At 70.5% G+C, this 13,529-nt stretch carries 12 protein-coding genes; 7 read left to right on the top strand and 5 right to left on the bottom strand.

The window, feature by feature from the left end; all coding sequences use genetic code 11:
* Positions 1 to 41 precede the first annotated feature (41 nt).
* A complete protein-coding gene (locus tag FCG67_RS11730; RefSeq protein ID WP_136909991.1) occupies positions 42 to 740 on the top strand; it encodes an LppM family (lipo)protein in 699 nt (232 codons plus the stop codon).
* 60 nt (positions 741 to 800) lie between these two features.
* On the opposite strand, the gene metF is transcribed toward FCG67_RS11730, so the two are convergent.
* The gene (gene metF, locus FCG67_RS11735) at positions 801 to 1,724 is read right to left on the bottom strand and encodes a methylenetetrahydrofolate reductase [NAD(P)H] (protein ID WP_246045050.1); all 924 of its coding nucleotides are present in this window, start codon (positions 1,722 to 1,724) and stop codon (positions 801 to 803) included.
* 133 nt (positions 1,725 to 1,857) lie between these two features.
* Between metF and FCG67_RS11740 the strand changes: the two genes are divergently transcribed.
* From FCG67_RS11740 to FCG67_RS11755, 4 genes are all read left to right on the top strand, one after another.
* Positions 1,858 to 2,973, top strand: a complete 1,116-nt coding sequence (locus FCG67_RS11740; RefSeq protein WP_425467830.1) for a polyprenyl synthetase family protein — start codon at positions 1,858 to 1,860, stop codon at positions 2,971 to 2,973.
* On the top strand, positions 2,973 to 4,589 hold the full coding sequence (gene crtI / locus FCG67_RS11745; protein ID WP_136910276.1) for a phytoene desaturase family protein: 1,617 nt from the start codon (positions 2,973 to 2,975) through the stop codon (positions 4,587 to 4,589). The genes FCG67_RS11740 and crtI overlap by 1 nt, the downstream gene beginning before the upstream one ends.
* A gap of 81 nt (positions 4,590 to 4,670) precedes the next feature.
* On the top strand, positions 4,671 to 6,281 hold the full coding sequence (locus tag FCG67_RS11750) for an alpha-(1->6)-mannopyranosyltransferase A (protein WP_136909994.1): 1,611 nt from the start codon (positions 4,671 to 4,673) through the stop codon (positions 6,279 to 6,281).
* A 1-nt stretch (position 6,282) separates the two neighbouring features.
* A complete protein-coding gene (locus FCG67_RS11755; RefSeq protein ID WP_136909995.1) occupies positions 6,283 to 7,230 on the top strand; it encodes a phytoene/squalene synthase family protein in 948 nt (315 codons plus the stop codon).
* Between the two features lie 4 nt (positions 7,231 to 7,234).
* Here FCG67_RS11755 and FCG67_RS11760 read toward each other — a convergent pair whose 3' ends face one another.
* Together FCG67_RS11760 and FCG67_RS11765 are read right to left on the bottom strand one after the other, a co-directional pair.
* Positions 7,235 to 8,116 carry an SDR family oxidoreductase gene (locus FCG67_RS11760; RefSeq protein WP_136909996.1) on the bottom strand — a complete coding sequence of 294 codons (882 nt, stop codon included), beginning with the start codon at positions 8,114 to 8,116 and terminating at the stop codon, positions 7,235 to 7,237.
* Between the two features lie 54 nt (positions 8,117 to 8,170).
* On the bottom strand, positions 8,171 to 8,539 hold the full coding sequence (locus tag FCG67_RS11765) for an Rv2175c family DNA-binding protein (protein ID WP_136909997.1): 369 nt from the start codon (positions 8,537 to 8,539) through the stop codon (positions 8,171 to 8,173).
* 168 nt (positions 8,540 to 8,707) lie between these two features.
* Here FCG67_RS11765 and pknB point away from each other — a divergent pair, with 168 nt between their 5' ends.
* The gene (pknB, locus tag FCG67_RS11770) at positions 8,708 to 10,747 is read left to right on the top strand and encodes a Stk1 family PASTA domain-containing Ser/Thr kinase (RefSeq protein WP_136909998.1); all 2,040 of its coding nucleotides are present in this window, start codon (positions 8,708 to 8,710) and stop codon (positions 10,745 to 10,747) included.
* 152 nt (positions 10,748 to 10,899) lie between these two features.
* Positions 10,900 to 11,814, top strand: a complete 915-nt coding sequence (locus tag FCG67_RS11775) for an esterase/lipase family protein (RefSeq protein ID WP_136909999.1) — start codon at positions 10,900 to 10,902, stop codon at positions 11,812 to 11,814.
* A gap of 25 nt (positions 11,815 to 11,839) precedes the next feature.
* On the opposite strand, the gene FCG67_RS11780 is transcribed toward FCG67_RS11775, so the two are convergent.
* On the bottom strand, positions 11,840 to 12,664 hold the full coding sequence (locus FCG67_RS11780) for an HAD family hydrolase (protein WP_136910000.1): 825 nt from the start codon (positions 12,662 to 12,664) through the stop codon (positions 11,840 to 11,842).
* A gap of 68 nt (positions 12,665 to 12,732) precedes the next feature.
* Positions 12,733 to 13,491, bottom strand: coding sequence for a VOC family protein (locus FCG67_RS11785; protein WP_136910001.1), 759 nt, complete (start codon positions 13,489 to 13,491; stop codon positions 12,733 to 12,735).
* Positions 13,492 to 13,529 lie beyond the last annotated feature (38 nt).

Raw genomic sequence — 13,529 nt, forward strand, 5'->3', positions numbered from 1 at the left:
CGGATCCGCCACGCCGCGCACCCCTACCGCCTGACACCTGCATGGCTGCCTGGCACGATAACGCTGTGCAGCAGCCCCACTCCGATGTCCGAAGTCGATCCCGCGTCCGACTGTTCGCCCTGTCCGTGCTCCTCCTGATCTGCATACCGGTGCTCAGCGGGTGCCTTCGGGTCCAGGCGTCACTCGGCGTCTCACCCGACGACCGGGTGTCGGGACAGATCGTCGCCGCGACGGTTCCCGCGGACGACAACGACAAGGGCCCGGAGCTGATCCCGCCGGACTCGTTGATGTCGAAGGTCCGGGTACAGGCGTACAAGCAAGACGGCTACGTCGGCAGTCAGGCCTTCTTCAGTGACCTGACCTTCGGCGAGGTGCAGCAGCTCGGGGCGATGTCCAGCCAGACCGGCAGCTCCATCCAGCTGGACTTCCGGCGCAGCGGCGACGTCGTGGTCCTCGAGGGCAAGGCGGACCTCAAATCGGTGCCCGACGGCAGCGACGTCCAGTTCAGCGTCGCATTCCCCGCGCGGGTGAACACCACCAACGGAACCCGCGACGCCGACTCCATCGTCACCTGGAAGCTGCCGCCCGGCGAGGTGAGCACCCTCCGTGCCGAGACCCGATACGCCGACCCCAGCACGCGCGGCTTCGCCGGCTGGGCAGGCATCGTCGCAGGCGTCACGCTGGGCGTCGCGCTCGTGGTCGGCGCGATGGCGTACTTCAGCAGGCACCCGAGGCGCTGACGCACTGTGCGCGAATTGCACCCCACCGAGAGTGCAATTCGCGCACAGGCGCGAAGCGCGCTATCTGACCGAGCTGGCCAGTCCGAGGCGGGCCAGCACCTCACGGGTCGCGCGGGCGAAGTTCAGCGTGATGAAGTGCAGGCAGGGTGCGCCCTCGGCGATCAACCGCTCGCTCATCTCGGTGGCGAGCTCGATGCCGATCTCACGGACCGCGGCGCGGTTCTCCTCGGGCCCGTGGCCCGCCGCGCGATCCAGCCGGTCCGCGAGCTCGCGCGGCAGCTGCGATCCGGACAGCTCCACCATCCGCTTGACCGAGCGCAGCGACGTGATCGGCATGATCTCCGGGATGATCGGCTTGGCACCCTGCTCGGCGTCGCACCGGGAAACCCGGTCGCGCAACCGCAGGTAGTCCTCGACGTCGAAGAACATCTGGGTGATCGAGTACTCGGCCCCGGCACGCAGCTTGGAGACCAGGTATCTGGTGTCGTGGTCGAGGTCCGGCGCCCGGAAGTGCCCCTCGGGGAAGGACGCGACACCGACGTGGAAATCGCCGAGGTCGCGGACCAGCCGGACCAGCTCCTCGGCGTACTCGACGCCCTCGGGATGCCTGACCCACTCGCCGAGCGGATCGCCAGGCGGATCGCCGCGCAGCACCAGGATGTTGCTGATGCCGCGGTCCGCGTATGCGCCGACCATCGCACGCAGCTCGTCGACGCTGTGGCCGACGGCCGTCAGATGGGCGACCGGGAGCAGGGTGGTCTCCTCGGCAAGAGCACCGGTGACGCGCACGGTCCGGTCCCTGGTCGATCCGCCGGCCCCGTAGGTCATCGAGACGAATGCGGGCTGCATCTGCTCGAACTCGCGGACCGCGCGCCACAGACGCGCCTCCGCATCGGCATCGCGCGGCGGCGAGAACTCCACCGAGAAGGGAATCCGCCCGCCGCTCGAACCGATCCGGTCCACGATGGACGGGGTCTGGGTCACCCAGCCCTCGCTTGACCGTCCCCTGACGGCATCGAATGTCACTCGACAATCATAGTGGCGGGCAGCGAGGGCGACTTCGACGGACCACTAGGGTGAGGGTGTCGATCACCTTCCCAGGGCAATTCCCGGGGCAATCACCGAGGAGGACACCCTGTCCGCCCACGCCGCCTCCCCCGAGGCCACCGAGTCGCTGCCCGCCGCCGTCGAGACGGCACTGCGCGAGTTCTTCGACAGTCGCAGGCCGGTCACCGATGCCGTCGGCGGCACCTTCACCGCCGCCACCACCGCGCTGGAGGCCTTCGTCCTGCGCGGCGGCAAGCGGGTCCGGCCCGCGTTCGCCTGGACGGGCTGGCTGGGCGCCGGTGGCGACCCGACCGGTCCCGACGCCGCCGCGGTGCTGCGGGCGTGCGCCGCGCTCGAGCTGGTCCAGGCGTGCGCCCTCGTGCACGACGACATCATCGACTCCTCCCGCACCCGCAGGGGCTTTCCCACCCTGCACGTCGAGTTCGCCGACCGGCACCGTTCGGGCGGATGGTCCGGCGAACCGGCGAAGTTCGGTGAATCCGTGGCCATCCTGCTCGGCGATCTCGCGCTGGCATGGGCGGACGACATGGTCCGCGAGTCCGGGGTCGACGCGGCCGCCCAGGTCCGGCTCGGCCCGGTGTGGTCGGCGATGCGCACGGAGGTCCTCGGGGGCCAGTATCTGGACGTGAGCACCGAGGTGACCGCCGACGAGTCGGTGGCCGCGGCGCTGCGGATCAATCGATACAAGACGGCGGCGTACACGATCGAGCGACCGCTGCACCTGGGCGCCGCCCTCGCCGCGGCCGATCCGGATCTGATCGCCGCCTATCGCGAGTTCGGCACCGACATCGGCATCGCCTTCCAGCTCCGCGACGACCTGCTCGGGGTGTTCGGGGACCCGGCGGTCACCGGGAAGCCGTCCGGCGACGACCTGCGCGAGGGCAAGCGGACCGTGCTGTTCGCCGAGGCCCTGCTGCGGGCCGACGCCACCGACCGGGGCACCGCGGACGTGCTGCGGCGCAGCATCGGCACCGATCTCACCGAGGAGCAGGTGCAGCGGCTGCGCGCGATCATCACCGATCTCGGCGCGGTGGACGAGGTCGAGCGCCGCATCGACGAGCTCACCGCCAGGGGCCTGCGCGCCCTCGACACGAGCACCGCAACGGAGTCGGCCAAGCAGAGCCTGCGCGCGATGGCGCTGGCCGCCACCCGTCGTACGGCCTGATCGGCGTGGGCCTGCGCACGGTCCCGGGTCGCACCGATCACGTGGTGGTCGTCGGGGCAGGGCTGTCCGGATTGTCGGCGGCGCTGCACCTGCTGGGCACCGGCCGCGCGGTCACCCTCCTCGAGCGCGATCGTTCGGTCGGCGGCCGGGTCGGCGTCTACGACGGACCCGGTTACCAGATCGACAGCGGTGCAACCGTTCTCACCATGCCGGAGCTGGTCGCCGAGGCGCTGGCCGCGGTCGGTGCCGACTTCGGGTCGGTGTCCCCGCCGCTGCGCCTGCACCGGCTGGACCCGGCATATCACGCGCGATTCGCGGACGGCGGCGCGATCGCCGTGCACTCGGACCCCGACGCGATGGCGGCGGAGGTCGCCAGGGCGTGCGGTCCCGACGAGGCGCGCCGCTACCTCCGGCTGCGCTCCTGGTTGGAGCGGATCTTCACGGCCGAGTTCGACCGGTTCATCGACGCGAACTTCGACTCGCCGCTCGACCTGGTCGGCTCGCGCGCAGCCCTCGCGGACCTGTCGACGCTGGTCCGGATCGGCGGCTTCGGCAGGCTCGGTCCGCGCGTCGAGAAGTACCTCCGCGACCCGCGGCTGCAGCGCATCTTCACCTTCCAGTCGCTCTACGCGGGGTTGAGCCCGGCGCGGGCACTCGGCATCTACGGCGCGATCGCCCACATGGACACCTCGATGGGCGTGTACTTCCCCGACGGCGGCATGCGGGCGATCGCCGAGGCCATGGCCGGCGCCTTCACCGCCGCGGGCGGCACGCTCGCACTCGGGACCGAGGTGAGCCGGATCGACTACCGGAACGGTCGGGCGACGCGGGTGATCGCCGCCGACGGGTCGGGGTTCGAGGCCGACGCCGTGGTCCTGACCGCGGACCTCGGCAGCGGGAGTGCCCTGCTCCCGCGCCGGACGTGGCCGCGGCGGCCGGTCCGGCATTCTCCCTCCGCGGTCGTCGCGCACGGCACCATCCCCGCCTCCGTCGCCGCAGGCTGGACCGACTCCGGCCACCACACCATCGACTTCGGGGCGGCCTGGGAGCAGACGTTCGCCGAGATCACCGCGCGCCGCGGTCGCGGCAGGCTGATGAGCGACCCGTCCCTGCTGCTCACCCGCCCCGCGGTCACCGATCCGGAACTGCTCATCGACCGTGACGGTGTGCCGCACGAGCCACTGTCGGTGCTGGCGCCCTGCCCGAACCTGCACAGCGCCCCGCTGGACTGGGCCGCCCTCGGGCGGCCGTACGTCCGCGAGCTGCTCGTCGAGCTCGAGCGGCGCGGCTACACCGGGATCGCCGAGGGGTTCCGGGTTGACCTGATCGACACCCCACAGACCTGGGCCGACCGCGGGATGTCCGCGGGCACCCCGTTCGCCGCGGCACACACCTTCGCGCAGACGGGACCGTTCCGGCGCGGAAACCTCGACACCGGAGCCGAGAACGTGGTGCTCGCCGGGTCCGGCACCACACCGGGGGTCGGGGTGCCGACCGTGCTGGTCTCGGGGAAGCTCGCCGCCCAGCGGATCGGGGGCGAACTGCGTGCCAGGTCACAGACACACCCCGCACGATCAAGGCGTTTCCCGCTGCGGAACACCGAGCCACTAAACTAACCAGCTGTCCACGCATTCCGCCGACGGGTCTTGCCGGCCGGACCGCAGTCAACGCACAGCCATGGGGGAAGATCCGCACCGATGACGTCCCCACTTTCCGCTGCTGACAGGCACACCGGCGACAGCAACGACCAGGGCCCGAGCGCCGGGCGGCTCCGCGCGGTCGCCGGGTTCGCGCGCAGCGAGGCGGGGCACGCCGCGATCCTCGGGTTGGTCGGCGCATCGATGATCACGTTCGGCGGTTTCGGCTCGGGCAGCGTTCGACGTGAGGATCCGCTCCTCGAGGCGCTGCACCTGTCCTGGCTGCGCTTCGGGCACGGCCTGATCCTGTCGACGATCCTCGTGTGGGTCGGCGTGCTGTTGATGATCGCGGCGTGGGTCCGCCTCGGCCGCTGCACGCTGCGCGGCACGACCACGCTGCACGAGCTGCGCTGGGTGGTCCCGGTGTGGACGGCCCCGTTGCTGCTGGCCGTACCCATGTTCAGCCGGGATGCGTACTCGTACCTGGCGCAGGGCGCGCTGCTGCGGGACGGTTTCGACCCGTACGCGGTCGGCCCTGTCGCCAATCCCGGCATCCTGCTCGACAACGTGAGCAACGTCTGGACCACCACCACCGCTCCGTACGGACCGATCTTCCTGCTGCTCGGCCAGGGCATCACCTCGATCACCGGCGACAATGTGATCGCCGGGACGATGCTGCTGCGGCTGACCATGCTGCCCGGTCTCGCGTTGACCATGTGGGCGGTACCGCACCTGGCCCGTCAGCTCGGCGGCAACCAGGCGACCGCGCTGTGGCTCGCGGTGCTCAACCCGCTGGTCCTGATCCACCTGATCGGCGGCGTGCACAACGAGATGCTGATGGTGGGCCTGATGACGGCCGGCATCGCGCTCGTGCTCGAGCGGCGCCACGTCGCGGGCATCGCGGTGGTCGCGGTCGGTGTCGCCATCAAGGCAACCGCCGGTGTCGCGCTGCCGTTCCTGGTGTGGATCTGGATGATCCACGAACGCGACCGCGCGGTGGCCGAAGGTAGGACCCCGCCCGCGCCGCTGGTCCTTTTCGCCAAGACCGCGGGCGCGGGGCTCGCCGTGTTCGCCGCCGTGTTCGCCGCGGCCTCGGCCATCGCGGGCGTCGGCATCGGGTGGCTCACCGCGCTGTCGGGATCGGCGAAGATCATCAACTGGCTCTCGCTGCCGACGATCATGGCCCACATCGTCACCGTCAGCACCTCCTGGTTCACCGGGCTGCGGTTGGGCCCGGTGCTGGAGGTCACCCGTGCCATCTCCGCGGTCGCGCTGGTGGTGATCCTCGTGGCGGTCTGGTGGCGCTTCCGTCGGACGCCGCGGGAGGCCGTCATGGGCATCCTGATCGCGTTGGTCGCGATCGTGGTGCTCTCCCCCGCCGCGCTGCCCTGGTACTACTCGTGGCCGCTCGCCGTCGCCGCGGGCTTTGCCCTGTCGACCACGACGCTGATGATCCTGGTCGGCCTGTCTACCTGGCTGATGCTTGTCTTCCAGCCGGACGGCTCGATCGGGCTGTACACCCTCGTGCACGTGTTGCTCGCGACCTTTGCGGCGATCGTCGCGGCCAAGTCGCTGGTGACCGTCGACCCGCTGCGGCTGCGCTCCACGCCCGCCGTCGCCGACGCCGCGGACACCCGTTCCGGCGCCGGGGCGGCCCCCGGCCGGGACTGAGATGACGACGCTGGACGACCGTGCGGTTGCGAGCGATCTCGGAGCCGCCTACCGATACTGCGAGCGGCTGGCCGCCGAGCACGGCCGCAGCTATGCACTCGCCACCCGGCTGCTACCCGAGCACCGCAGGCCGGCCGTGTACGCGCTGTACGGATTCGCCCGCACCGTGGACGACCTCGTCGACATCGACGCGCCCGGCGGCCGTCCCGCCTCCGATTGCCTTGCCGAACTCGACAGGATCGAATCCGAGCTGACGGCCGCCGTCGCGGGCACCGCTGCCGACGACGTCCGGCCGGTCGTGCTGGCGGTGGCCGACACCATCGGCAGGTACTCCATCCCGCTCGATCACTTCACCGCGTTCCTCGGGTCCATGCGGATGGACCTGCCCGGCGCGCCCGGATTCCGTGCCGTCTACACCTCGATGGACGAGCTCCGCGGCTACATGCACGGCTCCGCCGCGGCGATCGGCAAGCAGATGCTGCCGATCCTGGGCACGGTGACCCCGCTCGCCAAGGCCGAGCCCGCGGCCGCCTCGCTCGGCGAGGCCTTCCAGCTCACCAACTTCCTCCGTGACGTCGGCGAGGACCTCCGGCGCGGACGCATCTACCTGCCGTCTCAGGAGCTGTCCGCATTCGGTGTTGACGGCGACCTGCTGCGCCACTGCCAGTCCACCGGGGCCACGGACCCCCGGGTCCGGCGGGCCCTCGCCCATTTCGTCGCACTGAACCGGTCCGGGTACCGAGATGCCCGGCCGGGACTGGCGATGCTCGAACCGCGGGCGCGACCCGCGATCACCGCGGCGTTCGACCTGTACTCCGCGATCCTCGACGAGATCGAGGCGAGCGGTTACCGGGTGCTCGACCGGCGGGCGGTGGTGCCGAGACGGCGGCGGCTCACGCTGGTCGCGCCGCGACTGCTGGAGTCCGCGGTCGCGGCGGCCCGTAGCTGAGCGGCTACTCCCGCTCGAGCGCCTGCGTGCGGGCGCTCAGCGACCGCCCCAAACCGGCGACCTCGGCGTCCATCTGGGGCACCAGCACCGGCGCGAGCCTGCGGATGTCGCGTTCGGCGATCGGGGTCTGCACCAGCGGCCGCAGCCAGCGCAGCGCACCGACCCAGCCCGGCACATTGATCCGGCTCGATCGCTTCTCGATCCCCGTCACGAAGCGGCTGCCACACGCCTGCACCGACGTCGTCTTCCCGAGCGGGCCGGGCAGCGCGGCGAGCATCTTGGTGAACGCGGGCAGGTCGGCCTTGGCGTCCTGGACCAGCGGGGTGTCGATCCAGGCCATGTGGGCGGAGCCGACGTCGACACCCAGGTGGGCGACCTCGAGCCGCAGGGTGTTGGCGAAGTACTCGGCCCCCGCCTTGGACGCGTGATACGCCGCCAGCCCGGGTGAGGCGGTGTACGCCGCGAGCGACGAGACGACAAGGACGTATCCCCTGCGCTCGATGATCGAGGGCAGGGCGGCGCGCACCGTGTGGAAGACGCCGACGAGGTTCACGTCGACGACGCGCCTGAAGGTCGCCGGATCGACCGCAAGGACGGATCCATAGCTCGCGATGCCCGCGTTCGCCATCACGACATCGATGCCACCGAACTGCTCGACCCCTTGCGCGACAGCCGATTCCATCGATGCGAGATCGCACACGTCGGCGACGACGGTCAGCGCGCGATCGGGACCACCGAGTTCCTCGGCCAGCGCGCGCAGCGGCTCCGCGTCCAGGTCGGTCAGCACGAGCCTCGCGCCCTTGGCATGCAGCCGACGGGCGACCTCCGCTCCGACACCACGCGCGCCGCCGGTGATGAGGACGACCTTGCCGTTCATGGATGTCATGGCGGAAAGCGTAGTCCCGGGAGCCCCGGCGGCGGGCTCATCGCATCGACGCGCCTAGAAGGCCATCGCCTGGGCGCGGCGAATCACCTCGCGGGCGAGGTCGGTGTGCAGCGCGTCCACCGGGGCCCCCGGCAGGGTCTCGTCCTCGGTGAACAGCCAGCGCAGGATCTCCTCCTCGCTGTAACCGCCGTCGCGCAGGACCACGAGCAGACCGGACAGCAGCCGGACCACCTCGCCCTCCTCGGTGAAGAAGCTCGCGGGCACGCCGATGACGCCCTCGCGGCGCACGGCGACCAGCTCGCCGTCGCGGAGCATCTGGTGCACCCGGGTGACGACGATTCCGAGCAGTTTGGCCACATCCGCGAGCTGCAGCAGCTCTACCGAGGGATCGAGGACGTCGTCGCTATAAGGGATTGCACTCACACGGGTAACGGTATCGGGTCGGTGCGCGGTAGGTCATGGGCGGTCCGCGCGATCGCGGCCGCCGCGCCGTCGGCACCGGGCGGGCGGCCCGCTGGCTACCATCGATGCGGACATTGTCGAAACTGCTGCGGTGGATCACCGGGTAGAAGAGAAACGGGGTAAGCGCGGGTGGGGCCAGGAGATCAGGCGCTGATCGGCACACTGCTCGACCGCCGCTATCGGGTGGACTCCCCGATCGCGCGCGGCGGGATGTCGATGGTCTACCGAGGCCTCGACATGCGGCTCGACCGGCCGGTCGCGATCAAGGTCATGGACCCGAAGTTCGCGCATGACCCCCAGTTCGTCGCCCGCTTCGAGTTCGAGGCCCGCGCGGTGGCCCGGTTGACCCATCCAGGTCTGGTCGCCGTGTACGACCAGGGCGTCGACGGCGAACACGCGTTCCTGGTGATGGAGCTGGTCGCGGGCGGGACGCTGCGCGAGCTGCTGCGCGAGCGCGGCCCGATGCCACCGCACGCCGCGGCCGCGGTCACCGGACCGGTGCTCGACGCGCTCGCGGTCGCGCACCGTGCCGGCCTGGTGCACCGCGACATCAAGCCGGAGAACGTGCTGATCTCCGACTCGGGCGAGGTCAAGATCGCCGACTTCGGTCTGGTCCGCGCGGTCGCCGGATCCAACGCCACCTCCAGCAGCGTGATCCTCGGTACCGCCGCCTACCTCTCCCCCGAGCAGGTCACGACGGGCAACGCCGACGCCCGCAGCGACGTGTACGCGACCGGCGTGTTGCTGTACGAAATGCTCACCGGCCGAACGCCGTTCACCGGCGATACCTCCCTCTCGATCGCCTATCAGCGGATCAACGCCGACGTGCCGAGCCCGGGTTCCCAGATCCCGGGGGTGCCGCCGGAGTTCGACCAGCTGGTGCTCGAGGCCACCGCCCGTGACCCCGAGGAACGGTTCACGAACGCGGGCGAGATGTCGGCGGCGCTGCGTTCGGTGAGCCGGCAACTGCAGTTGCCCGCCTACCGGGTACCCGCCCCGCGACGATCCGCGCAGCACCTCAGCGCGGCCATGCAGGTCGCGGGCGCGCTGCCGCCGCCCGCGGCGACCACGGCCGGACCGAACGACGCGACGACGGCACTGGCGTCGGCCGCCCCGACCGCGGTACACCCCGGCATCCAGCACGTGGGCCCGCAGCCGACCAAGGTGGTCACCGACCTGACCGCGCGCCCGCCGGAGTTCCCGCAGCCGGAGGTGGACCCCGGCGCGACACGGCAGCACCGTCGCGACCCGGCCCAGTACGAGTTCCCCGATTTCGCGGCCGAGCGTCAGCGCTCGCGCCGCACGATCATGGTGTGGCTGCTGGTGATCCTGCTGCTCGGGGTCGCGGTCGGATTCGGCGGCTGGTGGATGGGGTCCGGCCGGTATGCGGCGGTGCCCGCCATCGACGGCCTCGACCGCGCCTCGGCGACCTCGACGATCGAGGCCGCCGGGCTGAGCACCGAGATCCGCGGCGAGTACTCGAACAGCGCCCCCGTCGACACACTGCTCGGCACCGATCCCGCCGCCGGGTCCCGGGTGCCGAAGGAGTCGGTGGTGGCCCTTCTGGTGTCGCTTGGCAGGCCCGCGGTCCCCGAGGTGCCCGCGGGCGGCGACCCGGATCAGGTGGACCGGGTGCTGCGCGAGCGCACCTTCGTGCCCGTCGAGGGCGGTGAGGCCTTCAGCACCAAGGTGCCCAATGGCGGTGTGGCGGCGCTGAAGCCGGGTCCGGGCACGGTGCTCGACGTCGGATCGCAGGTCCAGATGATCCGGAGCAAGGGTTCGCCGCCGGTCCGGATGCCGGACCTGCGCGGCAAGTCGGCCGATGAGGCCAGGGCCGCCTTGGACGCCGTCGGGATCACCGTCGGCGAGACCCGCGAGGAGTTCGACAGCGGCGTCGACGGCGGCGACGTGATCGGCACCGACCCGTCGACCGGCACGGAGGTCGGGGCCGGATCGAGCGTCACGCTGATCGTCTCGACCGCGGTCCGGCTGCCGTCGATGCTCGGGCGCAGTGTGGGCTCGGCCCGCGATGAGCTCACCGGCCTCGGCCTGGTGCCTCAGGTCAGGCAGGTCACCGACTCCGACCGGTCACTGGTCCTCACCCAGAGCCCCGGCCCCGGAACCCGGGTCGAAGCGGGCACCACCGTGTCGCTGGTCGCGGTGCCGTAGCGCGGAGATCTCCACTCCACCTTTCCCTGCGGCGCACCACGTTTCGAGCGACAGGTCGGTCGCACCTCCCCTTCGACCATTCTCAGGACATACAACAAAACGGTCGGTATGTTCGGTGCCCTCACACAACAACTGGGGGCACGTTGTTCCGAATGCTGCGCGCGACCGTCTTGGCGTGCTCGCTGGTCGCGCTCGTGATGTCGTTCGGAACTGGGGCGGCAGGTGCAGATCCGCTTCCCGAGAAGTTCGAATCCTCGGCGGGCTCCTCGAACGAACTGACCAATCCGGGCGGCTCGCTGCCCGGATCCAACGACTTCGGATGCAAGCCGACCACAGACCACCCTCGTCCCGTGGTGTTGGTGCACGGAACGGCGGGCGGACAACAGATCACGTGGGGCGCCTATGTCCCGATGCTCAAGAATGCGGGCTTCTGTGTGTTCGCACTGACCTACGGCGCCATCGCCGGACCGTGGCCGATCTCCTCGATCGGCGCGATGAAGCCGATCGAGGACAGCGCACAGCAACTCGGTGGGTTCATCGATCGGATCCTCTCCGCTACCGGCGCTTCGACAGTGGACATCGTGGGGCATTCGCAGGGCACGCTCGTGCCGGCGTACTACGCGAAAGTCCTCGGCGGGCAGTCGAAGATCACCAACTACGTGTCGCTGGCTCCGCTGTGGCTGGGCACGAAGGTCGGAGGCGGCGATGGGCTTCCCGAACTCTTCGAACGATGGGGACTTCCGGACAGCGCGTTCCCGATCTGTCAGGCGTGCGGACAGTTCGTCGCCGGATCCAAGGTGGTCAACAGGGTCAATGCCGACGGGACCCCCTATCTCAAGGGCATCACGTACACAAACATCGGCACCCGATACGACGAACAGGTGGTGCCGTATACCCAAGGCATGCTTCCCGGCCTGCCTGGCTACGACGTCACCAACATCGTCATCCAAGACGGATGCGAGCAGGACAGTTCGGATCATGTCGAACTCACCGACACCAAGCGGGCGGCATACATGGTGCTCAATGCCCTCGACCCGGCCAATCCGCGCGAAGTGCCGTGCGGATGAGTGTGAACCGCCGCGACGGCACCACTCACCGGCCGGGCGCCCCCACGAGCTCCTCGAGGTAGCAGGCGACTCCGTCTTCGTCGTTGCAGGCGAGGACGCGGTCGGCGAGCGTCCTCACCTCCGGCAGCGCGTTCGACGGGCACAGGGCGGTACCCGCCCACGACAGCATAGGGACGTCGTTGATCCCGTCGCCCGCGACGGCGACCTCGTGCGCCTCGATCCCGTCGGCCGCGCACAGCTCCGCGAGCGCACTGGCCTTCGACACCCCCGACGGGGCCATCTCGAGGTAGGGCGCGCCCGAATGGGTCAGTTCGACGCCATCGACCCCGGCCGCGACAGCGGCACGGTACAGGTCCGCGCTGGACACCTCGGGGTGACGCACAACGATCTTCACCATCGGCTCGTCGAGCGCGGGCAGTAGCTCCGAGAGCGTCATCTCGTGCGGGTGTCGGTGATGATCGGCGAATTCGCACAGCGCGGCGTACTCGGGTTCGGCGACGAAACTCGTCGGACCGACGTTCGCGAACACCACCCCTGGCATGAGCGTCCGCACCCGGCCCATCGCCGTCGTCGCCGCGGCAGCCGTGATCGAGGTCGTCGCGGTGACGAGCGCAGTGCCGTCGGCGAGGTCGAGAACGACCGCACCGTTGGCGCAGATCGCCCTGCCGCGAAAGCCGCACTCGAGCGCGAGTTCGTGGACGGAATGGCGCGCTCGCGCGGTCGCCCACACGATCTCGATCCCGGACTCCTCCGCCGCCGCCATCGCCGCGGCGGTCCGGCGTGAGATCGTGCGGTCCGACCGCAGCAGGGTGCCGTCGAGATCGGTGGCGACGAGTCGAATACGAGTCACGTCCGCCATGATGCCAGCCGACGACGACGCGCGGCAGGCCCCGCCCATGCGGGCCTGCCGCGCCTGGCTCAGTCCTGCGGGCGGAAGACCGCGAAGGCGCCGCCCTGTGGGTCGGTCAGGACGGCGAACCGACCGGTCTCGGGGATGTCGGTGCCCGGCACGTGCACGGTTCCGCCCAGACCCGTCGCCTTCTCGACCGCGGCGTCGACATCGTCCACGCCGAAATACAGCGCCCAGTGCGGCGGAATGCCCTCCGGGAAGTCCTCACCCATCGCCATCATGCCGCCGAAGTCGGTGCCGCCGAGGCCCCACTGGGTGTACCCGTCACCCGCCGTGACCGTCCAGCCGAACACGGTGCGGTAGAACTCGATCGCCCGCGCGGTGTCGCGGGTACGCAGCTCGATCCAGCACAGCGCCCCGGTCTCGTTCAGCCGGGCCGCGCCCTGGAACTTGCGGCCCTGCCAGATCGAGATGACCGCACCCGCCGGGTCGGCGAGCACCGCGAACCGGCCCAGATCGAACACGTCCATCGGCTCGGCGATCACCGAACCTCCGGCCTCCGTGGCCGCCCGCGCGGTCGCATCCACGTCGGCCACCGCGATCGAGGCCGTCCACGCGACGGGCTGGCCCTGCTGATAAAGCGGGCTGGCGGCGGCCACCGGGTCCTGCTCGAGCAGCATCATCGTGTAGCCGCCCGCCTCCGGGTTCGGATCCGTTTCCGGCTTCCAGCCGAGTAGGCCGCCATAGAACTGACCGGCTGCCGCGACATCGGTAGTGCCGAGCTCGGCCCAACACGGGGTCCCCAGCGTCGGTTCGGTGATCTTCATGGTGTGTCCCTCACTGCGATGGTTGGGTACGCGATTCG

This window comes from Rhodococcus oryzae, from assembly GCF_005049235.1.
Classification (GTDB): Bacteria; Actinomycetota; Actinomycetes; order Mycobacteriales; family Mycobacteriaceae; genus Rhodococcus_G; species Rhodococcus_G oryzae.

Coding starts and splice junctions, on each gene's coding strand:
- FCG67_RS11730 (WP_136909991.1), top strand. CDS start 42: ATGGCTGCCTGGCACGATAACGCTGTGCAGCAGCCCCACTCCGATGTC.
- FCG67_RS11750 (WP_136909994.1), top strand. CDS start 4,671: ATGACGTCCCCACTTTCCGCTGCTGACAGGCACACCGGCGACAGCAAC.
- FCG67_RS11755 (WP_136909995.1), top strand. CDS start 6,283: ATGACGACGCTGGACGACCGTGCGGTTGCGAGCGATCTCGGAGCCGCC.
- FCG67_RS11760 (WP_136909996.1), bottom strand. CDS start 8,116: ATGACATCCATGAACGGCAAGGTCGTCCTCATCACCGGCGGCGCGCGT.
- FCG67_RS11775 (WP_136909999.1), top strand. CDS start 10,900: ATGCTGCGCGCGACCGTCTTGGCGTGCTCGCTGGTCGCGCTCGTGATG.
- FCG67_RS11785 (WP_136910001.1), bottom strand. CDS start 13,491: ATGAAGATCACCGAACCGACGCTGGGGACCCCGTGTTGGGCCGAGCTC.